Annotated in this window: 12 protein-coding genes and 2 pseudogenes; 8 read left to right on the top strand and 6 right to left on the bottom strand. The window is 69.6% G+C overall.

The window, feature by feature from the left end:
• The first annotated feature begins 417 nt into the window (after positions 1-417).
• From ACFZBB_RS33865 to ACFZBB_RS33875, 3 genes are read left to right on the top strand one after another with little or no spacing between them, the layout of a single operon-like run.
• A complete protein-coding gene (locus ACFZBB_RS33865) occupies positions 418-1,422 on the top strand; it encodes a nucleotidyltransferase (RefSeq protein ID WP_391130799.1) in 1,005 nt (334 codons plus the stop codon).
• A complete protein-coding gene (locus tag ACFZBB_RS33870) occupies positions 1,419-2,885 on the top strand; it encodes a ThiF family adenylyltransferase (RefSeq protein ID WP_391130802.1) in 1,467 nt (488 codons plus the stop codon). The genes ACFZBB_RS33865 and ACFZBB_RS33870 overlap by 4 nt, the downstream gene beginning before the upstream one ends.
• Positions 2,882-4,660, top strand: a complete 1,779-nt coding sequence (locus ACFZBB_RS33875) for an SAVED domain-containing protein (RefSeq protein WP_391130805.1) — start codon at positions 2,882-2,884, stop codon at positions 4,658-4,660. Before ACFZBB_RS33870 ends, ACFZBB_RS33875 begins: the two co-directional genes overlap by 4 nt.
• Positions 4,661-5,086: 426 nt before the next feature.
• On the opposite strand, the gene ACFZBB_RS33880 is transcribed toward ACFZBB_RS33875, so the two are convergent.
• From ACFZBB_RS33880 to ACFZBB_RS33895, 4 genes are all read right to left on the bottom strand, one after another.
• Positions 5,087-6,187: an ATP/GTP-binding protein gene (locus ACFZBB_RS33880; RefSeq protein ID WP_391130808.1), complete on the bottom strand. Its 1,101-nt coding sequence runs from the start codon at positions 6,185-6,187 to the stop codon at positions 5,087-5,089.
• The gene (locus ACFZBB_RS33885) at positions 6,187-8,562 is read right to left on the bottom strand and encodes an integrase (protein WP_391130811.1); all 2,376 of its coding nucleotides are present in this window, start codon (positions 8,560-8,562) and stop codon (positions 6,187-6,189) included. The genes ACFZBB_RS33880 and ACFZBB_RS33885 overlap by 1 nt, the downstream gene beginning before the upstream one ends.
• Complete coding sequence (locus ACFZBB_RS33890; RefSeq protein ID WP_391130814.1) at positions 8,559-9,266, bottom strand: hypothetical protein; 708 nt, start codon at positions 9,264-9,266, stop codon at positions 8,559-8,561. Before ACFZBB_RS33890 ends, ACFZBB_RS33885 begins: the two co-directional genes overlap by 4 nt.
• A 229-nt stretch (positions 9,267-9,495) precedes the next feature.
• On the bottom strand, positions 9,496-10,533 hold the full coding sequence (locus tag ACFZBB_RS33895; RefSeq protein WP_391130817.1) for a TniQ family protein: 1,038 nt from the start codon (positions 10,531-10,533) through the stop codon (positions 9,496-9,498).
• Positions 10,534-10,805: 272 nt separating this feature from the next.
• On the opposite strand from ACFZBB_RS33895, the gene ACFZBB_RS33900 reads away from it, so the two are divergent.
• Positions 10,806-13,151, top strand: coding sequence for a Helicase associated domain protein (locus ACFZBB_RS33900; protein WP_391130820.1), 2,346 nt, complete (start codon positions 10,806-10,808; stop codon positions 13,149-13,151).
• A 13-nt stretch (positions 13,152-13,164) separates the two neighbouring features.
• Here the strand turns inward: ACFZBB_RS33900 and ACFZBB_RS33905 are convergent, their stop codons facing one another.
• Both ACFZBB_RS33905 and ACFZBB_RS33910 read right to left on the bottom strand, forming a co-directional pair.
• Entirely contained in the window at positions 13,165-13,701 is a 537-nt protein-coding gene (locus tag ACFZBB_RS33905) for a hypothetical protein (RefSeq protein ID WP_391130823.1), read from the bottom strand.
• Positions 13,702-13,920: 219 nt separating this feature from the next.
• Complete coding sequence (locus tag ACFZBB_RS33910) at positions 13,921-17,106, bottom strand: DEAD/DEAH box helicase family protein (RefSeq protein WP_391130826.1); 3,186 nt, start codon at positions 17,104-17,106, stop codon at positions 13,921-13,923.
• 1,247 nt (positions 17,107-18,353) lie between these two features.
• Here ACFZBB_RS33910 and ACFZBB_RS33915 point away from each other — a divergent pair.
• From ACFZBB_RS33915 to ACFZBB_RS33930, 4 genes and pseudogenes are all read left to right on the top strand, one after another.
• On the top strand, positions 18,354-18,617 hold the full coding sequence (locus ACFZBB_RS33915; RefSeq protein ID WP_391130829.1) for a helix-turn-helix domain-containing protein: 264 nt from the start codon (positions 18,354-18,356) through the stop codon (positions 18,615-18,617).
• Positions 18,618-18,801: 184 nt separating this feature from the next.
• Positions 18,802-19,020, top strand: a pseudogene (locus tag ACFZBB_RS33920) (DUF6083 domain-containing protein); the annotation flags it as partial.
• A gap of 273 nt (positions 19,021-19,293) precedes the next feature.
• Positions 19,294-20,782: pseudogene (locus tag ACFZBB_RS33925) on the top strand (UvrD-helicase domain-containing protein).
• A 113-nt stretch (positions 20,783-20,895) separates the two neighbouring features.
• Positions 20,896-21,651, top strand: coding sequence for a hypothetical protein (locus ACFZBB_RS33930; RefSeq protein WP_391130832.1), 756 nt, complete (start codon positions 20,896-20,898; stop codon positions 21,649-21,651).
• Positions 21,652-21,722 lie beyond the last annotated feature (71 nt).

Genomic DNA, 21,722 nt, shown 5'->3' on the forward strand with positions numbered 1-21,722 from the left:
GTCTCAGCCGCCGTGCCACCTCAAGGGGCCTCAACGGGGGACGGCAGCGTTTGGGAGCGGCTTCCACCTGCGCACCAGGCACGTGGCCCCGGCGCACGTGATCGCTGCTGTGAACGATCACCTGATCCTGGTGCGGGAGCGTGTGTCAGTGGTGGGTCGTACTGTGGTGAAGGAGCAGTCACAAACACCTGTTCGCAGCCGCTGGGCTCCCACCCAAAGAGCCAAGCGCCGCGGAGTGCACCCGGGCTGGACGGCCGCCGAGGAGGCAACGCATGGGGCTGACGAACTACTCGACGCGCTCCTGACAACCCTCGGTCAGGCCGCCAGCTCTCTCCTGGCAGGCGTCCTGGCTCTGCCGGTGGTGTGAGCCAGGCTCAGCGTCACCCAACACAGTCACAACCAGGATCGGAGGGCCCGATGGCTCACCTCAAGCAGCAGTTCAAGGATGCGCTGAGCTCCATCGAGCCCGGCGACGACAAGGCCAATGCGCCACAGGCTCATCTCCTCGTCCGCGATGCCCTCGAAGCCGACCCGAAGCTCGCCGAGTACGGTGTCAGCCCGGTGCTGATCGGCTCCTACAAGCGCAACGTGTCGATCCGCAGGATCAAGGACGTCGACGTGTTCGTGCGCCTGCCGGATGTTCCCAGCGACGTCACGTCGGCGGCCATCCTCGACAGGTTCTTCACGGTCCTGCACACGGAGTTCGGCACCGACGCCGACGGGCACCGGCGCACCAAGCGGCAGGACCGGAGCCTGCAGGTCTCCTTCCCGGAGTACGACCTCTACGTGGATGCGGTGCCCGCCCGTCCCTACGGCGATGGGACGTGGGAGATCCCGCAGAAGGGCGACGGGAACGAGTGGGTGCGCACCAACCCCGATGGGCTGACGGAGCTGTCGAGCACGATGAACGCGGACCACGACGAGTACTACGTACCGACCGTCAAGCTGCTTCGCCAGACCCGTCGAGCCCTGCTCGGCAAGAAGAAGCCCGGCGGCTTCTTCATCGAGATGGCCGCCTACCAGGCGTTCGCTTCCGGCGCTGTCTCGGGTAGCGACCAGGCGGAGTACTACGTGTCCGCACTCCGTGAGGTCAGCACGATCGTCACCGACTTCGTGGACCACGGCATCGCAGTGACGGATCCGACGCTGCCCGGACACACCATTCACATCCGCGCGACCGACGACGAACTGGAAGCGGCACGCACGCGGTTCGCGGACGCGGCGGCGTCGGCGGAAGCGGCGCTCGAGGAGGAGGACGCCGGCAAGGCCGCGCTGGCGTTCCGGAAGCTGCTGGGGACGAACGGTGATGGAGACACGATCTTCCCGATGCCACCCGGCTTCAACGAGGACGGCACCAAGAAGGCATCGGTGATCTCGCCCGGCGCCCGCGTCGTACCGGCCGGCACGAGGACTTTTGGGTGAGCTCTGACGGGCTCGACGAGTATGTCGCCTACTCGCGGCAGCACTTCGAGGAAGGCCTCATCCGCGCCGGGTTCCGCGAGGGCGAAGAGGGATGGCAGGGTCCCGTTCCTCACGCGGAGGGCACGACCCGCGTGGTGATCACTCTGCCGTCCCGTTTTCCGTTTCGCCCGCCGAGGGTCGCACCCCTCGATCGCGATGCGGTGCCCTGGTCCTGGCACCGAGACCCGGACGGCGATCTGTGCTTGGTGGCCGAAGACGACCATGACGAGCTGTGGTGGACGCAGGCACCCGCGTTCCTCAAGCATGTCGCAGCGTGGTTCGAGCAGGCGGCCGCCGGATGGACAGATGATCGGCCTGATCTCGACCTCGACCGGTACTTCGAGTCGTCCGCGGACCGGCGTCTCTACCTCTACGACGACCTCGGCCAGTACCTCAACTGCTCTGTCCGCTTCAGTCCGTCCAGCAACAACACGATGCGGATCAAGCCCGGCACCCGCCCCAAGAAGGCCCTCAAGCACAGTAAGGACCGCTTCGGATACGTAGCCGACCTCGGTGATGTGGACGTGCCGCCGCGAACCTGGGCAGACATCAGCGCTCGGCTCGGCTCGAACGCGGAGCTGGACCGCGGAATTCGTCAGCAGTCGGTTGCGGTCGTCGTGCTGGTCTACCGACGCGGCACCCACGAGGGCGCGATCGTGCTGGACGTAGCGCCCACGAAAGACGGCAAGACTGTCGTCACACGTCTGCGGTCGGGCGCAGACACCGAGGCAGCCCGGTCTGTTCGCGCAGGCGTCTCCGCCCCTGCACTGCGCGAGTCCAAGGTCGCGGTGGTCGGCGTCGGCGCTTTGGGCTCGTTCATCGCCGACATGCTGGCGCGCTCCGGTGTCCGTCGCCTCACTCTCATCGACGGCGATGCCGTCATGCCGGGAAATCTCGTCCGCCACCTCGTCGGCCCCGACGCAGTCGGGCTGCCGAAGGCCGAAGCAGTCAAGCGGCACCTCGTCAGGCACAACGAGGCGCCGGCCGCAGGCATCGAGACCGTCAATAGCGCCCTCACCTCGGGCGCTGACGCGGTTGAGTATCTGCGGAGCCACGATCTCGTCGTGAACGCCACCGCCGACTTCTCTACCACCGCGCTCCTGCACGTATGCGCCCGGACCGTGGGCACACGGGTCCTGTCCGCGGCGCTTCAAAACGACGGCGAGACCTATCGCATCGACGTACTGCCACCGCTCGGCGACGCCGCGCCGCTGCCGCTTTCGACGACCGGAGCCGACACCGCGGCACCGCAACTGTTCGAAGCGGGCTGCGGGAGCCCGATCTCCCCGACGCCGCCGCACGCGGTGATCGAGGCAGCAGCGGCAACCGTCCGCCACGCCATCGGCCTCCTCGTGGACCGTCCCCTCCATCCCGCCGGGGAGACGCGCCACCTGCGCTCTGCACCACACGGGAGCCACCAGTGACCCGGCCGGCGCCACGGATCGAGCTGCGCCGGGAGGCATACGAGGTCATCGCGTCCGCGACAGCCCGGCAGCTGCCGCGGGAAACCGGCGGCATCCTCCTCGGATATCGGGAAGACGCCAACGTCGCTGTCACCCATGCTCTCGTGGTCGACGGACACGGAGCGTCCACCCACAGGTACGTGCGCGACGATGTCAGGGCGAACGCGCTCCTCGCGGAGTTCCTGCCCCAGAGAGCGGGCGACGACCCGACCGGCTACGTCGGCGAGTGGCACAGCCATCCCGAACCGTCCGGACCGAGCCCGACAGATGTTGCTGAGATGCGGGCAACGGCCCGGGAGCACGACGGCCCGATCGCACTCCTGGTTCACGCTCCCGGCGGGGCGCACCCCTTCTTCGGACTGGTCGCCCGGCGCCACCGATGGGGTCGTGTCACAGGTGAGGCAGCAACGGTCCTCCTGCCACTATCGAGATTCCAGGCGCTGGGGCCCCTGCCCGAGGGCGCGGTTCGGCGTGACGGCGCGGTGTTCATCTCCTACCGGCAGTCGGATGGATCCCTGCAGGCCGAGTCGATCGAGAATTTGCTCAGGGCCGCCGGTCTCGTCGTGTGGAGAGACCGTACCGACCTTCGCCCAGGAACGACGACCGATCGCCTTGAACAAGCCCTGACACAGGGGCTTTCGGCAGCCGTACTCGTCGTGACACCGGAGATCGTCCACAGCGACATCGTCCGAGAACGTGAGCTGCCTCGGCTGCTCCAGCTGGATGAGGACCCCGCCTTCAGCCTGTGCATTGCGAACAAGACCGCCAGAGCGGGAAGGGGTGCGCAGTGCGACTATGCCGCACCGGACCGACTCCTGAGACTCGCTCCCTCTCGGACCCTCGCCGACAAGAAGCAAAGCAACACGCTCCAGCCGTCCGGAGAGATCGAGATCGTGCGTGACCTGCTGATGCACCGAGTCGAACAACGCAAGCCCGCCATCAGCAGCGAGGACCGCGCTTTTACGATCCGAGTCCAGACCCGCCCCGCACCCTTCGCCATGGACGCGGGCGAGGACGACCTGCACATCCGAATCAGGGCCGCCAGCGACGGGCGCCTGCCGTCGCGAGAGGGACTTCAGCTCCTGCAGACCACGCTGCCCCTGACCAGCGACGCCGTCTATGCCACCGGCGCGCAAACGGTGCGCGTGTCCGGCGGAGCCCACTTGTCGGTGGCCCTGGCCCTGGGGGCCGCCTTGCCCGAGACCAAGACCGGCAACATTGAGGTGGTCGATGCCCGCGGCGCTCTGTGGACGTCCGCACAAGCTGGTGACGACCCGCTGACCAGCGAACTTCATACGCAACCAGGTGACCTCGGACAGGCACAGACCCCCGACAGCCATGACCGCGTCGCGATCTTCGTCAGCCTGACTCCCGATCCGGACCGGACCGCATTCGAGCAGCTCCTGCACGAGTCCAGTGGCGGCTTCGCCGCCGCGGCCATGGTCTCAATCGCCGGCGAAGCCCGAATCGACCCGCGCGAGGCTGCACGCCTGAGCGCCGCTGCCGCGCAACAGATCAAAGGGCTGGCCGCACGCAGCGGCCGTGCGGAGGTGCACCTCGCGTTCCACGGCCCCTACACGATGGCTCTGCTCGTAGGGCGACACCTCAATACGCTGCGCACCGTCGTCTACGAATGGGACAATGCGACCCCTGGCAGGCCCCGCTACACCCCAGCGCTCGTGCTTGAGCCAGGTGTCACCGGCGGACCGATCACCGAGGTCCTGCTCGGCCCATAGGCATGGTGTCGGGGCACACCTTTCCCCTGTGATGATGAGCAGGTTCTGGTCCGGTGGCGTCGATACTCCTCTTGGTCGTCAAGCGGTTTGGAGCCAGGCCCGGTTGGCGTGAGTGAGGGCGTGGGCGTGTTCCTCGTCCGAGGGTGCAGGTCACGGCCGTCCGGACGCCGAAGCTGTCTGCGGCTGCGGTGACAGTGATGCCACTGCCACTGCCACTGCCACTGCCGCAGGGGCCGGAGGCCGGCGGCATCGGGACATCGGCCGTGGTCGTCATTCAGCGGAACATCTTCCTGCGGCCCCGCCTCGGGTGCCCGTCACCGCCGCAGCGTCACCCCACGCTGCCCATGCGCGCACGCAGGCCGGCGGCAAACCGGCCCTGTCCCGTCGCACAAGCCACAACATGCCCCGGCGTTCGGCCGGCGGATGCTATTCCCTGTCATCGTCCGGGTCGTCGCGGCCGGCGATCATGTCGTTGAGGCCTTCCTCGGTGATTGCTTCGGTGCCGTCCTCGATGGACTGCTGGGCGGTCTGGCACAGGAGTTGGTCCAGGGTGTCCATGTAGCCGCCGGTCCGCTCGTGAAGCTGCTCGTCGAAGTCGAGGAGCCTTCCTGCGCCGGGGACGTGGTGGTGGAGACGGAGATTCTTGTCGTAGTCCATCAAGACGGTGCGCCAGGGGTCCTCGTGTCCCTTGTGGAAGGGGATGGGGCGGATCCGCATCACGGGCAGGGGGGTGCGGAACTGCTCGGACTGTTCGGGGCGTCGGCTGTTGCGGCGCTGGTGGAGGGCTTCTTTGACGATGTCGGCGGCGCTGTTTCCGCAGTAGATGATGGAGGTCGGCAGACGGGCCTGCAGGCAGTCGAAGTAGTCGAAGGCCGTCGTCACGTCGTTGCTGTGGATGCGGTCGATCCCATCGATGCAGATCAGGGAGGTGCCGCTCTCTTTCATCGCGTGGATGACCGGTTCGGTCATGTCGGTGCTGCGGTAGGTCCGCTTGTCGAGGTTGAGCGTGTGGTCCATGCCGAAGAAGTCGGCGAAGGGCAGCGACCAGTCCAGGTTGCATTCGTGGCGCGGCGGGACGTTGACATAGACGACGGGGGTCCATTCGTTGTCCGGGCGGCGTTCGACTTCCAGCAGTCCCTGGTAGGCGCGGGCGATCTGCGCCAGCAGGGTGGTCTTGCCGGCACACCCGTCGATGATCATGCTCGTGCGTTTCCCGGCGCGACGGAACCGGTTGGTGCGCAGCGTGCGGCGGGCATCCAGCAGGCCCCGGGTCACGTCGGGCGTGCTCACACAGGGCAGGTTCCCGTGGTACATCATCCGCGGGTCGGTGTCGGGGACGTCCGTGTCTTCGGTGTCTTTCGTGCGGGGAGGGGCGCAGTCCTGCAGGTTCGGGGGTTCGGGCTTGTTGCGCACGAAGTCCATGAGACCGTCGCGCGTGGAGAGCAGGTCGGGTTCCAGCAGCCGGTACACAGGGATCGGCGCTACACCGGGGGTGACCGGGCTGTTCACGGTGTGGGTGGTGGGCATCAGGTCTCCTGCGGGACGTGGCGGTCCGGCGGCGGATCCGCCGGGTCATGTGGCGGCGGTGCGGCGGCCAGGGTGCGGAAGATGTCTCCGGCCGAGCCGCCCAGCCGGGGCGTGGTGGCCGGGGCGGGTCGGCGGCGCGGCCGGTCTGCGGCAGGGGGCTGCTGCTCGGCCGGGGCGGCCGGGTCGGCTGGTTCAGGCACTGCAGGCGCCGGTGCACGGCGCCGGCCCGGGAAGAGGTCTTCGGCGGGGACGTTCAGTGACGGTGCGGCGGGCACTCGGGTGGGGTCGGCCGGGGTGATGCCCGCGTAGGGGTTGAACGGTGTCTCGGTGATGTGCACAGGCTGCGGGACGAACGCGGCCACCGGCACGGCGTCACGAACGGCGGTGGGGCCTTTGCGTGCGCGGTCCAGGAGTTCGTCGGTGGCGCGGGCGATCTCCTCTTCGCTGCCTTCCCGGCCGCGGCGGTCCGCGACGATGTCGGCGGCCTGTTCCCACAGGTACTGGGTCCAGTCGTCGTCGATCAGGTGCTGGTACTTGAAGTCGAAGGGCACCCACGGGCTGCGGGCCGGGTCCGTGGCGGCCGTGTGGTCGTACAACCACACCCGGCGGGGCACGTAGGGGTTGTAGTAGACCGACCAGCGGCGGCCCTGCCCCTTGATGCCGGTGTGGCGGTTCCTGAACTCGCCGATACGGCGGCTGACGTATGTGCGGTTGTCGATCCTGATGCCCTCGCGGGTGACGATCCGTTTCTCGCTGAGCAGCAGCTTGCGGTTCTCGTCGGGGGTGGCGGGCCGGGGCACAGCGCCTTCCGTTGCGACGGCGGCGGCGTACATCTGGTTCGGTGTCAGGACCAGGCCGGGCAGGAAGGGGGAGCGCAGCCCTTCGTGCGGGCGCTGCTGCCAGACAGTGGCCACCCACTCGTGCCACATCTCCTGCACTTTGTTGATCGGCCACAGCCGCTGCTGCCCGACGTTCTTCCCGCGCGTGGCCAGGCTGTCACCGGTGTAGCCGGCGACGAACTGGGAGAACCCCCGCTTGAGGGAGTCGTTGGTGCGCTCGATGACCGCCTTGTCCTCGGCGGTGCGTTCCCGGGCGGGCTCCACGCCGATGCCCAGCATGCTGCACGCGTCCTTGAAGTGCTGTGCCTTGAAGATCCTGGCGTTGTCGACGACCACCGTCTTCGGGCGCACCACCGGACGGGCGGCGGCGCCGGCCATGCGGGGATCGCTTTCGACCATGCGCTCGTAGGGCAGGTCGGAGTTTTCGGCCAGGGCCTGTGGCGACCAGCCGGGGCGCGCCGGCAAAGGGGCCAACGCCTGGGCGAGCAGCAGCGCCGCGTCCAGGGACCTGGTGCCGCGCCCGCCGCGGCGCCGGCTGCCCGGCCCATTCTTGCGGCCGGGCCGCTTGGGAACGACGATCCCGGCCGGGATGCTGCGGCTGAGCATGTCGATGGCGTAGGTCAACTCCAGCGACACCGGCCGGCCGTCGTCCCCGCGGGCCACCACATCCAGGCCGGTGGAGTCGATCTGGACGCGTTCGCCCAGCAGCGACACCATGACCGGCCGGTAGGGCGGCTCGGGCCCGGCGGTGTCCCTGCCCGCAGGTGCCGCCGAGGCGTTCGAGATCCCCAGGCGCGTGAGCAGGTCGTAGAAGGTGGACCGGGCGGGCATCAGCTTCCGGTACTCCTCCGGATAGGCCCGGCGCAGCGCGGTACGCACCTGGGTGCGCAGCCGCGAGAGCGTGCCGGCCGACAAGCCGTCCTGGGCCCGGTCCTGTTGGCGGATCACCTCCACCACCCGCTCGTCGACACGGCCGTAGGGGGTGGTGGTGCGCAGCCACCGCTCATCGACCAGACCGAGCAGCCCCTGTTTCTCCCAGGCCAGGCACTTGCGCTGCACCGTGGCGACCGAACCGGGCAGACCGGCCGCCTTCAACTCGGCCGCCTTGAGGGCATAGCGCGCGGTCCGGGTCGTCGTGGCCGGGTCATAGCCGGGGCGGGGGACGAACGCGCCCTGGGATCCGACCGGGCGGCCGGTCAGCACTTCGCTGACGTGTTCCTCCCAGCGCCGCATCTGCTGCAGATGGTGTTCCTCGAGTCGGTTCAGTACCGCCCAGTCCGGCCCCGGCTCAGGCTCGAGAGGCGTCCCGTCACCGGCCAGTACCGCGAAGTCCGCGGCGCAGACCAGGATCGAGGCCAGCGCCAGCGCGTCCTGGCCGCTCTCGTCCAGGGCCGCCAAGTGCACCATGGTGCCCTGCACCGCACCGACCAGGTAGCGCCCGGCCTTCCACCGCACGGTCATCCCCGGCCGCAGTCCGTCCGGTCCGCCGACAGGGACGGGCAGGGGATCGGCTACGGGCACGGGCAGGGTGTTCACCGCGTCTCCCGGGCGGCCCACACCATACTGTCCGGGGTCAACGGCCGCTCCCAGTCCGTGGCCAAAGCGCCCGTCCACAGCAGGTGCCAGCTGCGGGCTCTGCCCTGACCGGGGGGGAGACCCGCGGCGTCGGCCCCCTCACCCACCGGCCGCGGCGAAGCGAACACCTCCAGCAACACGTCCTTGGCCGCCTCGTCGCGGTACTCGTCGTGGCGGAACTGGGAGACGAGGTAGATGTTGCGGCGCAGCTGGCCTGCCGGGGCCTGCGCGGCCCGCACCTGCCAACCCGCTTCGTCGGCTGCCGCCCGCGCCAGCACCCACTCCCGCTCGTCCGGATCCCGCCCGGCGGGGCAGTGCAGGTAGAACAGCTGCTGCCCGCCCACCGTGCGGGCCAGGAACGCCGGCTCCACCACGACCATGCCGTCATCCTGAGCGCATTCCACCTGCAGTGACGCCGAGCCCAGATAGGCGATGTCCGGGTCGCGGTCGAGGAACATCGCCGCGTACGCGTGCTCCTTCGACCGGCACAGAATGTCCTTCTTGGTGGTCGACGACCACCACTGCGACACCTTGGACTTGCGGCCCTTGTAGGGGCGTTGCTCGTTGAGTACCGGCCAGCGCTCCACCGGCGCTCCCCGCAGCGCGGCGGCTGGCACCAGCCGCTCACGCCCCAGATCGTCGCGGTGACGGACCCGCACCTCCATCGGCTGTCCTTCCCGCCGTCTCGTGCCCGCGGCACCGGGTACCGGATGCAGCATCCCGGGCAGGCTCGTTGCCACGAAGCGGCAAGGCGCCGCGTCCACCCGAACGAGTGGAGATGGCTTGCGATCTCGCAAGGACGTATGCTCCCGCCGCGCCGGCCGCGGGCGTCGTGCCCACCGGTCCCAGCCGGCGCTGGCCGCGGCCCCTCTCGCCGTAACCCGGAGGGGACCATCACAAGAACAGCCGGTCCATCGAGCCCGGCAGCCGCACCCAGGGAAGACACGTCGCATCCTCCAGCGACGTCAGCGCAGAGGCCACCGGATGATGCCCGGTGGCCTTCCGCACCTCGTTCTCCACGTCTGTGCTCACCGAGTGGTCGCCGCGCACCGTAGTGAGGTAGTCGCGGGCGAGCGGACGGTGCTGGCCGTGCCAGGTCGCCAGCGGCCCGGCCAGCCCGTGGCCGTACCGGCGCCTGACCCGCGGCAGCCACTGCTTGTGCTCGGTTGTGGTCAGCACCCCGCTCAAGCGGCGCACCTCCAGCCACGCCAGATCCTCCGTCAGCCGGGCCAGCCAGCCGAACTGGGCCAAAGGCCGCACCCGCTGCTCACCCAGTTCCACCGCCAGGGCGCGCCACTGCTTCGCCTTCTCAGCCCTGTCCGGGGTGCCGCAGTGCGCCAGGAGGGAGTACGCGTCCGCCTGCACCCACCGTGCGGCCAGTGGCCCGAGGCGTTTGGTGACCCGGTTCAGACGCTGCTGGGCCTGGACGACCTCGCTCAGGGCACCGAGATCGATGTAAGGGTGCTGGGTGCTGCGCGAGTTGTCCGTCCACCGGTGGTGACGTAGGCACACGTGCCACGGGTCGGCAAGGATCAGCCACGCCGTAGAGCGGGTGCCGCGCTGTGCCGCGCACAGGGAGCAGGCCTGTACGACGTAGCCGGCCCGGGCGTCCCAGGGCCATTCCCAGTCCTCGGCCGCGTCGGCGGGCATGAGGAATTCGTCGCTGAGGCTCACCAGGCGCTTTTGCATCTCGGCCACGGTCCGCCCGGCCAGGTTGGCCAGCCGCTCGCGGGCGTAGCGGCTGACGTACATCTCGGTGTACTGAGGGTCCACCGGCATCGGGCCGTTGCCCAAGCTGGCCAGTACCGCTTCCACCGGGCGCAGGTTGCGGGCGGCGAGCCGGGTCACGTACGAACCGGTCGACTCTCCGTGCAGGAACCGCAGACCCAGGTGCATCCGGCGCTGCCCCAGCAGCGTGTCCCGCCCCGTCATCGCACCCTCCCGGCGCCGGGTTCAGCCGACCACCACCTCATCTAACCTCCGCGGTGTCCCGGCGGCCGCCACCAACGGCCAACCGGACACAACTGGCCCCCGCCCGAACCGGCACCGGCCATGAACGACGCCCACCGGATCGATCACGATCACCTCCGGTCAGCAGCTGCCCCGGTCTCGGCGCACCTGGCACGCTGCCGTCAGGGATAAGGAGCCGGCGGCCCCGGGGCAGCGGGCACCGGGTTTCGGCCGCGAGGGAGTCGCAGCGCCGCATGTCTGGCCGTACTCAGCTACGCCCGCACCAGGAGGAGGCCGTCGAAGCGGGGGTGAACGCCCTGCTGCACCGACGGTTGCCCGCCGCGACCATCGTCGCCGCCTGCGGCACCGGCAAGACCCTCATCGGCAAGCGCCTGGCCGAACACTTCGCTTCCCGCGGCCCCGTACTCGTCGTCGTGCCCACCCTCGACCTGCTGACGCAGACCGCGGCCCGTTGGCTCGCGGACGGCGGCTTCGACCAGCTCATCGGCGTGTGCTCACTGCCCGGGGTGTACGACCGCAGGCTTCGCGGGCATCTCCTGCTCACCTCCAGCCCCCAGACGCTGGTGCGCCGTATCGCCCGCGGCGGCCGCACCGCTGTCTTCGCCACCTACGACTCCCTGCCCACGCTGGCCCGGGCCCACCGCTCCCACCATCTGCCCAGGTGGGCCTTCGCCCTTGCCGACGAGGCCCACCGCACCAGCGGCAACTGGGACAAACGCTGGGGGCTCATCCACGACGACCGGGCCGTCCCCGCCGCACACCGGCTCTACACCACCGCCACCCCGCGTAACTGGCGCGCCTCCGTCCGGCAGTTGAAGGAGCGCTCCGGTCTCATCCGGCTCGCCTCCATGGACGACCCCACCGTCTTCGGCCCGACCGTCTATCACCTCGGCCTGGCCGAGGCCATCGAGCGGGGCATCCTCGCCGAGTACCAACTGGTCATCCCCGAAGTCCGCGACAGCGCGCTGCGCGGCATTCTCCACAACCCCCGGCCCACCTCGCACCTGGACGGTCTGCGGCTGGCGACCATGCAGGCGCTGCTGCTGACCGCCATGGCCGAACACGACGTCCGCACCGTCCTCACCTTCCACGGTCGTATCGCCGCCGCCCGCGGCTTCGCCGACTCCCTGCCCGAGACCGCCCACGTCCTCGCCGACCACACCGGCATCCGCAACCCCTGGGCGCGAGCCCTGTACACCGGCCAGCCTGCCTGGCAGCGCCACACGTACCTGCAGGAGTTCACACACTTCTCCCCCCTGATCCCCGGCACCGCAGCCGACCGCCACGACGGCGCGGTCCTGTCTAGCGTGCGGGTGCTGTGCGAAGGCGTCGACGCCCCCGACACCGACGGCATCTTCATAGCCGACCCCTGCCGCAGCCCGATCAAGATCGCGCAGACCATCGGACGGGCCCTGCGCAAACCCCCCGGTCAGGCCAAACGCGCCTCGATCTTCCTGCCCGTCTACGTCGCCCCGGGACAGGCCCTGGACGATGCCATGGAATCCTCCGCCTTCTCCGATTTCTGGGCGTTCTTCAACGGACTGGCTGTGTACGACAGCAGGCTTAGCGAGCGCTTCAGCAGCCGTAAGAAGCGGCGGCTGCAGCCCCTCCCGCCTCGTCCCGAACGTGCCGCGGAGGTACACCGCACTCTGAAGCTGCTCGCTCACCACCCCCCGAACAGTGCCTTCTGGGACAACGGCTGGCGCGCCGCCAATGCCTTCCACGTCCAGCGCGGACATCTGGACGTGCCCAGCGAACACGTCACCGCCGACGGCCTGGCCCTGGGCCAGTGGATCGGCCAACAACGCTCCCTGTACGCCGCAGGCGCCCTGCCGCTTCAACGCGTCGCCGCCCTGACCAGCCTGGGCATCTCCTGGCCCCACCCGCCCGAGAGCTTCGAGTACCGCCTCAACCGTGCCGCGGCCAGCGCCACCCGCCACGGCACTCTCGCGCTCGGCAAGCACGCCCACAGCGGGGACCGCCGGGTCGCTGCCTGGCTGGAGACCATGCGCCGCCGCGCCGACACCGGCCGGCTCGCCCCCGCACGCATCGCCTCCCTCACCGCGGTCGACCCCTTCTGGAATCCGCCCTGGAGCCTGCGCTGGCAGTATCTCTACGTCCAGATCCGCCGCCGCCTGACCGGCAGCGACTGGCGATGCACCTACCACCCCCACGCCGACCGTGATTCATCCTGGGACAGCTGGTTGGACCGCCAGATCAACGACCACCACCTGCTGGATTCCCAGCAGAAACACCTGCTGGACGCCCTCGCCCGCGCCTGCCCCGACGCCCACCCGCACGGCATGCTGCTGACCCGGCCCGCAGACCTGCGCGCCCGCGCCTTCAACCGCGGTCTACGCGCCGCTCGCCAGTACCACCAGCGCCACGGCCACCTCCACGTGCCCGCAGACCACGTGGAAGACGTCGGTGACGATCACGTCAAACTGGGTGCCTGGCTGGCGCGGCGCCACAGGGACGGCGCACAGATGACCCCGGACCAGCGAACTGCGCTGGAGGCCCTCGGTATCCGGCTGCCGCCCGCCTTCCTGCCCCCCGCACTCGGCAGCACCGCGGCGTGACACGCACAGCAGGTCAGACGGCCGTCTCCCGCGCCGTGGCATCGGCAGCCAAGTAGAACACCCGGCTGCCGCGCCTGCCACGCTGTGCTTTGCTCTGCTCCACGAGCTCTTCCAAAACGCGCCGCAAGGCCGGTTCCTTGATCCTCCGGTGCGGATGGGCCCGCCGCAGCACCACGGCAACATCATGAGAAGAAAGCAGCCCGCCCTGCCGCAGCAGCTCGCCGATGACCAGGTCCCGCAGCGCCGGCCCCCTCGTGGCCGGCTGCCGCCTGGGCAGCCTCTCGACGCAGGCGCCGTCCCTGCCTCTTTCATCATCGACGGCAGGGGCAGGGGCGGTGGTGTGCTCCGCAGCCGAAGGCAGTGGCGGCAGGCTTTGCAGTGCGACCGTGAGCCACGTCTCGTCACTGGCCAGACGGCGAAGCCGCGCTTGCAGCGCGGCAACCTCCCGCGAGATCCGCTCGCGTTCTTTCGCGGCACGTTCCAGATCCGCCGTCATCATGGCTTTGTACCTGGCCGGCAGCGACAGCAGGTCTGCGACAGGTTCCGACACAATTCCGCCTTCCACGACGTCGCACGGGCCGAAACCCGACGCTACCGGCCTGACCTGCGAGGGCTCCTCGGAAGCACAGGACGAACCGCCAACAGCCCGAAAGGATTCACTTTGCGGTCCCAACCTGACAGAGGAAGCAGTAATTGGCGTACGGGCCGAGACTTTAGGCGGTAGCCGCGGCATGTGAAGGGGAGGTTGGGGCGCCCGAGACGATGGGTCTCAGGCGCTGCAGTAGACGGTGAAGGTGCCTTTGGTCAGGGCTCGTACGTAGGAGTGGGCGCCGGCCAGCAGGCGCTGCTGTTCGCTGCTGCACGCGGCTGCTGAGAGTCCGGGCTGGGCGATGACGGTGTTGATGTGGGGCCGTAGGTGGGGTGCGCGTTCGCGGATGCGGTACAGCTCGTCGATGCTGCCGATCAGGTAGGGCGAGTTCCCGGGGTTGCGGGCGGCGTACTTGGCGGCGCGGCGGTCCAGGCGGTGCAGTAGTGCTTCGATGCCGTACTCGCGCCATTTCGCGCCGCGGGCGGCCTGGCCGCACACCTCGTACAAGTCTCCGACGCGGGCGCCGGGCGTTTCCTCGGAGGAGTACTTGCAGTGCACGAGAGTGATCGTGATGTCGACCTCGTCGGAGGTGATGCCGACGAGGTCGGCGGCTTCGCCGGGCCCGTCGTCGTCCAGTAGGACGTCGAAGTGCTGCTGTGCGCTCAAATGCAGGGACATGTGGTGCTGCACGGAGCGCGGCAGCCGGGTCGGGCCCATGGACTCCACCCGGATGTCTACCCCGTTCCAGCGCAGTGGCTGCAGCAGGGACAGGTCGAAGGGCGGGAGGTCGGTGCGCGGGGCGTGCAGGCGGTCGTTGGGGGTCAGTAGGCGGTCGCCGGCGAAGTACAGGTACGGCTTGTGCTTGTTGATCCATTCGCCAGCGGGGACGGTGGCACGCTGGTTGACCACTGCGGCGTCCTGGTCCAGGGGGGAGTAGACCAGGCCGCGGTCGGTGAACTCGGCGCTGTAGGGGATCTGCCAGGTGGGGGAGACCAGGGAGAACCGCAACGGTCCGTGCGGGGTGAAGTCGTCGACGCGGAAGCCGATGTCGGCGACGGGGTGGGAGTGGCCGTTGTAGGAGACCGGCGGGCCCTCGCTCAGGCCGGCGCGCCACTGCCAGGGCCATTCCAGGCCGAGCAGGGGGTACGGGGGGCGTTCGGTCTGCTCGACGGGGATGATGAAACCGGCCATCACGTTCTCCAGGTCGACGCTGGAGTCGAGGATCTTCCCGCCCTGCTCGTCGCACCACCGCATCCACGCCAACAGGCTCGGGGCGGTGCGCGGCGACCAGAAACGCCCCGACAGCGCCGCGCACACGGTGACTTTGGTGCCGTCGTCGAAGCCGGAGGCCATGATGTGGGTCTGGCTGCGGTTCTGCCGCGCCGCGGTGTCCAGTGCCTCGAAGACGTCACTGCCGACCAGCAGCGAGAACCGGTTGAAGTGGCCGCGGGCGTCCAGCAGGCCGATGTTGGTGGCCACCACCCGCTCCAGGCCGGCGAACACCCGGAAGGTCTCCAGCCCCTTGACGGGCCGGCTCCCACCGCCCAGAACCCTCGCAGCCAACTCCTTGTAGTCGCCCCTCTTATGGGAACCGTAGATGTACAGCAGCCGCCGCCGGTCGTCGAAGTACATGATGATCAGCTCATAGAGGATCTGCTCTAGGAACTGCGGGGCACCCCAGTCGACCAGGGTGCGGTGCTCCACCACGAACCAGGCCAGCCGACCGTCGGCGCCGGTGGCGATGCTCTGCCCGAGCACCCGCTCCTCGCCGTACCGGCCGAGGGCGGCCTGCGGATCCCATGTGCCGGTCGGGGCGCGGTGCGCCACCGCGCTCATCTTCGGCTCCAGGATGCTGACGGCCATGTCGGCCGGCACGCCGTGGAAGGAGGCGTCGAACTCGCTGAGTTCCTCACTGCGCACGGCACTGTGCTCGGTGATGTCGTGCAGCAGCAGGTTCCAGTCCGCGTCCTCCTTCAGCAGATCACGCAAGGGAGACAGCGCCACGGCCGGGTCGCGGGCCACGAATACCGACGCGGTGCCGATCCGGCCGCCCGCACCCGCCGAGGTGCGGGTGAACCGCCCGATGAACTGGACCATCGGGCTGAGGCTCTTGCGCACGTCGTGCACCGCAGCCACCTTCAACTCGGGCATGTCGAAGCCCTCGCCGAGCATATTCACGCACACCACGACCCGGCTGCTGCGCTCCCGCATACCCTCCAGCGCCGCCGATCGGGCCGCGGCCGACAGGCCGTCATACAGCGCCACCGGGCCGAGATCGTCGGCCACCTCCCGATACAGCTCGCAGACTTCCTGGGCCCGCTTGACGGTGTTCACGCGTGCCATCAGCAGGTGGTCGAACCCGGCTTCCAGGTCGGCGCGCAGCCGTGCCACAGCGAGTTCGGCGACCTTCCGGTCGTTGCCTTCCAGGGAGAGCACCGCCCGGTAGTCGATGCGGGTGAAGTAGTTCTCGGACTGAGCCTGGCGCAGCGGATAGCGGAAGATGGTCCGCCCGGGGATCTTCCTGCCGTCCTCCCGGAACGGCGTCGCGGTGAACAGCAGCACCCGCCGGTCCTCGAAGCGCTGGATCACACTCGTCCACGTGGAGGCCGGAGCATGGTGCGCCTCATCGACGACCAGATGGCTGAACTGCGAGAGCAGCGCTTCACGGGCCTCCGGCGTGCAGTGATGCAGGACGCTCGGCGTGGCCACCACCACGTTGCACGCCGCCGCGAACGCCTGCGCCTGCTCCGGATCGGTGAAACGGTGCGTTACCCGGCCCACGCACGGACGTAGCGCACCCGCGGCGACGATCTCCTGCTGCTGCAGGATGCCCAGCGACTCGAACTTGCCCGCGATCTGGTCGCGCAGCGCGACGCTGGGCACCAGCACCAGCAACCGCGTGAGGCGGCACGCCACCAGCACTGTCAGCATGGTCTCCGTCTTGCCCGTCCCGGTCGGCATGACCACCAGACCCGGCTCAGGCAACTGCGAGTACCAGTAACCGATCACCGCATGCAGGGCGCCTGCCTGCGGCGGCCTCAGACCGCCCTCACGCACCAGGTCGTGCAACTGCAGGGTGCCGGTATAGGAATCCAGTACGGTCTGCGGGGCGCTGGCCTGCCGCTGCCCGCCCCACCCCACCACGCCGTCCGGCCTGTCGGGCAGTAGCGCGGTCAGATCGTTGGTGCCGTCCGTGCCGTCCGTGCCGTCCGCGACAGCCCGCCAACGCCCGAAGACGCTGTGCACGACACGTCCCTCGGGGCTGTCGGCCACCTCCAGGGTGCCGGCCGGGACGAGCAACTGGCGCGCGGTGTTGCCCTGCCAGCGTTGCGGTATTGCCCACACCTGATCGGTACGCAGCCCCATTGCCTGTCCGCTCCTGCCCGCCCCTGCCTGCGGTGTGCCGCGCGGTGCCGGGGCGGGCGCCCGCGCGGGTCTGACACCCCTGGCCCGAGCGGCCGGGTCGGTAAAGGCGCTGCCGGCACCCGTCCAGGAGCTGATCCATGATCCCCATACATCAGCAGGTATGCAGATGAAATACCGAAAAAGATCAGACTGTCCTACGCCTCCGCCGGTTGTGCGACATCCGGGCGCCACCAGCCGCTGGCGGACGCGTGGTCCTTCGCCGCGAGAAGGCTCCCGGCGAAGGGCGACAACCGGCGGCCCTGCACCCCGGCTTCCGTACCAGGCGAACGCCGGAGGCTGCGGCAGCGAACCCGAATATGAGGGCTGCCGTTATGGCCGAACCACCACAAGCGCTTGGGTCACAGGAGGAAACCGGACTCGGGGCTGGCCTGCGCCCTGGCGGAACACAGCAAGGACGGGAGCTCCTCGGGGGCCACCGTGCGGGCCGTCATGAGCAGGCTGCCGCGGCATTCCTGCGAGCGGTGGCCTGCTGTCGGGGGTGCCGGCGTTGTGCTCACAGCGAGGGGCAGGCCCATGTGCACGTTCCGTCATGGGCTCCGCAGGACGGGCAGGCGGTTTCCCAGGCCAGTGACTGTTCCTCGTCTTCCTCCGCGGTACGGTCGGCGGCCGCTCGGTTCCGGCCGGGGGTGGGGGCATGCTGGGGAACGGCGGCGGTGTGGGGTGTGGTGATGGCGCATTGGCGGCACAGGTCGGCCAGCCGCCATGTGCCCGCGGTGGGAGTGCAGGTGATCGTGAGGAGCACTGGACCCGCGCAGCCGCGGTGCCGGCCATGCCAGGGACAGCCGCGGCGGCCGCACTGGCAGACCCTCAGGTGCGGGGGAGTGACGTCGCGGAGGGCGTGGAGGGCCAGATGATGGAGGGCGGCGGAACGCAGCGCCGGGCCCGCTGAGGAGATGGGTCCGCAGGTGCCGCACGCGGCACCGGACGCGCCGGAGCGGGTGGCGATGGCGACCGTCCAGATGCGCTGCGGAAGGGAAGCGGCCAGGCCGGGCTCCATCGGGTGCGTCCTCCTGTTTCTGGTGCCGCCGCGGTGGTCCGCGCCGGGCTGCGGCCGCCGGGACGGGTGGCGCCGGCGCGCCGACACCGTAGTGCAGACCTCTGCCTTCTCGTGGAGTTCCCCCGCGTGCGCACAAGTAGGGCAGACCCCTGCACTGACAGTGCAGGGGTCTGCACCTTCGGATGGACGGGTGACGATCTTCCCGCCCGATCCGGACTTCGACGCCCTCCGCATGGAGCTGGCGCGTTTGCGGGCGGACGCGTGCTGGACCTACGACCAGCTCGCCGAGCGGACCGGTCTGTCGCGGCGCACGCTGATCGAGATCGAGCAGGGTCGCACCGTCGGCACCCTCAACACCTGGCATGCCCTGGCCCACGCGCTGGGCGTGTCCTTCGATCATCTTCTGGGCAGCATGTGCGCCGGCCACGAACTGCCGGGCCCGCCCGCCGGCTAGAAACACCACCCGGCGCCCGGCGAAAAGACCGTGGGAAGTCTTGCGGGGGTGTAGCCGAAGCGGTGATCGCACGCGAATAGGTGTCCGAGCGTCAGAACGCCTGAGCGGAAGACCTCGTCCGGGTGGGGGACAGGAACGGCCCCGGTCCGCGTGGCGCGGCGTGTCGGCTGCGATGTTCACCGGCATGCACAACACGCCCGACCGTCATCCGCGCCGCCACTGGGACGGCAGCCGCACCTCGCCCTGTCTCCGCTGCGGTCTGCGGGCCACCCCCGACGCCCGCGCCCGGCTTCTGCGTTGCGGCCAGGTCGGCCGCTGCCGCGACTGCGGCCACACCGCGGAGCGGTACTGCCGGGCCGACCGGCGGCCAGTTCCGCTGCACCCGGGGAAGCACCCATCGCCGCGGTTCCCGAGAACAGCCGGTGGCACGTCAGCTCCGGGATCGCTTATCCGGCCGGCGATGGGGGCCTGGGCACGGCTGTCTACACCTGTCCGCCTTGCCGTACGGCGAGCAGTTGCGTTGGCACGCCCAGCGCTGCCCACCCCACGGCCTTGCCACCCTGGAGATGGCCTTGGCCGTCTGGACCCTTTCGACCCTCTCACTCGCCACGAACACCGTCACACCCGCGTGCCAGGCCCGCCCCGCCAACCCCTGACCCCTGAGGCGCACACGCAAATGGAAACCGCAGCACCCACCCCCACCCCCACCGACGAGCAGGAAGCCGCCGCCACCGCATTCCATGCAGGCGACCACCTGGCGATTCAGGCCGGCGCCGGCACGGGCAAGACCACCACTCTGGCCCTGCTCGCCGCGGGCACGGTCCGTCGCGGCCGCTACCTGGCCTACAACCGCGCCATCGCCTCCGACGCGGCGGCCCGCTTCCCCGCCACGGTCACCTGCACCACCGCCCACTCGCTGGCCTACCAAGCTCTTGGACACCGCTACCGACACCGGCTCAACGCCCCCCCGCCGACCTGCCTGGAGAAGCGGCCAGGACCTCGGCATCACCCGACCGGTCCGCATCGGCCCGCACGACATCACCCCCCGCGTGCTGTCCCACACCGTCCTGCGCACCGTAGCCCGCTTCTGCCACTCCGCCGACCCCGCCATCACCCACCGCCACGTACCACCCCTGCGCGGCCTGGACGACACCGGCTTGCGCCGTGAACTCGCCACTCACGTCATGCCCTACGCGAAGAAAGCGTGGGACGACCTGATGGACCTCGATGGCACCACGGTTCGCTTCGAGCACGACCACTACCTGAAACTGTGGGCCCTGACCGGCCCCCGCATCGGCTGCGACTTCCTGCTCCTGGACGAGGCCCAGGACACCAACCCCGTCGTCGAGCAGGTCTTCCTCAACCAGCGCGACCACGCCCAACTCGTCATGGTCGGCGACTCCGCCCAGGCCATCTACACCTGGCGCGGCGCCCGCGACGTGATGACCGGCTTCGACGGCACCCCACTGGCGCTGTCCCGCTCGTTCCGCTTCGGCCCGGTCCTCGCCCAGGAGGCCAACCGCTGGCTGTCAGCCGCCGGCGCCCCGATCCGCCTGACCGGTACCGACCAGGTTCCCACGACGATCGGACCGTGCCAGACGCCCGACGCGGTGCTGTGCCGCACCAACGTCGGCGCCATGAACGAGGTCATGCACCTGCTGCAGGCCGGCCTGCGGACCTCCCTGGTCGGCGGGGGAGGAGCCCTGCGCGCCCTGGCGCTGGCCGCCGGCGACCTGAAGGACGGCCGCCGCACCGCTCATCCCGAACTGGTGCTCTTCCCCACCTGGGGCGCAGTCCAGGATTACGCCGCCTATGATCCCGCAGGCGGCGACCTGCAGCCCCTGGTCGACCTCGTCGACAAGCACGGAGTCCACGAGATTCTGACCGCGGTCGACCGGCTGCACGACGAGACGGCCTGCCAGGTCACCGTCTCCACCGCTCATAAGGCCAAGGGGCGTGAATGGCCGCGCGTCCAGATCGCCTCCGACTTCCCCCCACCCAAGGACACCGACCAACTCGGCCCCGACGGCAACCCCATCCCGGAACCGGTCGACAGCGCCGAAGCCCGCCTGGCCTACGTGGCCGTCACCCGGGCCCAGCACCTCCTCGACCGCAGCGGCCTGTCCTGGATCGACCGCTACCCGGACGCAGTACCCGCAAAGTAGGTGAGCTGGCCGAGGTCTTCACTCAGCTCGAACTCTCCCGCCTCGTGCGGCAGGGGTCGGCGTGGCCTGCCCCTGCTCGCTGTTCGGCAGTCGACGAGTACTGGTGGGTGGGTGTGCTGACTTTCGACGTGCGTATCTACAAGCTCCATGCCTGGCCGGGCCGCCTGCGGCAGTTCCGTGTGCGGTGGCGTGTCGGCGGTACGGATCACAGTGAGAGTTATCAGTTCGAGGCGCAGGCTGATGGGCGGCGTGCCGAGCTGATGGCCGCGCTGCGGCTGGGCGAGCAGTTCGACACCGCTACGGGTTTGCCGGTCGGGGAGCTGCGGACGAGGAACAAGGTCACGTGGTTCGAGCATGCCGTGGAGTACGCGCAGGTGAAGTGGCCGCGCGTCTCGGCGAAGCACCGGGCGGGCATCGCCGACGCTCTCGCCACCGTGACAATGGCTCTCACGATGCCATCGACGCGGGGTCACACTCCGCCGGGTCTGCGGGGCGCGCTGTTGTCGTGGGCGTTCCGCATGACCCGGGGCGGAGATGGCGCGTGGGTGCCGCGCAGGGATGCAGAGGAACCTCCAGCGGACATGGCGGCCGGGTTGGCGTGGATCGCATGCCACTCGCTGCCGCTGGCCGATGCCGTCAGGCAGGAGAACCTCCGCAGAGCACTCGGCGCGATCTCGCGGAAGCTCGACGGCGGCGACGCCGCGGAGAACACCGTCCGGCGCAAGCGGATGGTCTTTAACAACGCCTTGGTCTACGCAGTCGCGTGCGACCGCCTCAAGGCCAATCCGCTGCCGAAGGTGGACTGGCAGCCACCGCTGACGGACATCGAGGTCGACTTCCGCTACGGGGGCTGGTGCAGGGGCGGGTGACAGGTTGGGTCACGCGGCCTGGTAGGCCGGTGTGGTCATGACGGTCTCGTATTCGATGGGGGTGAGCCGGC

Source organism: Streptomyces sp. NPDC008139, assembly GCF_042957025.1.
Lineage (GTDB): Bacteria > Actinomycetota > Actinomycetes > Streptomycetales > Streptomycetaceae > Actinacidiphila.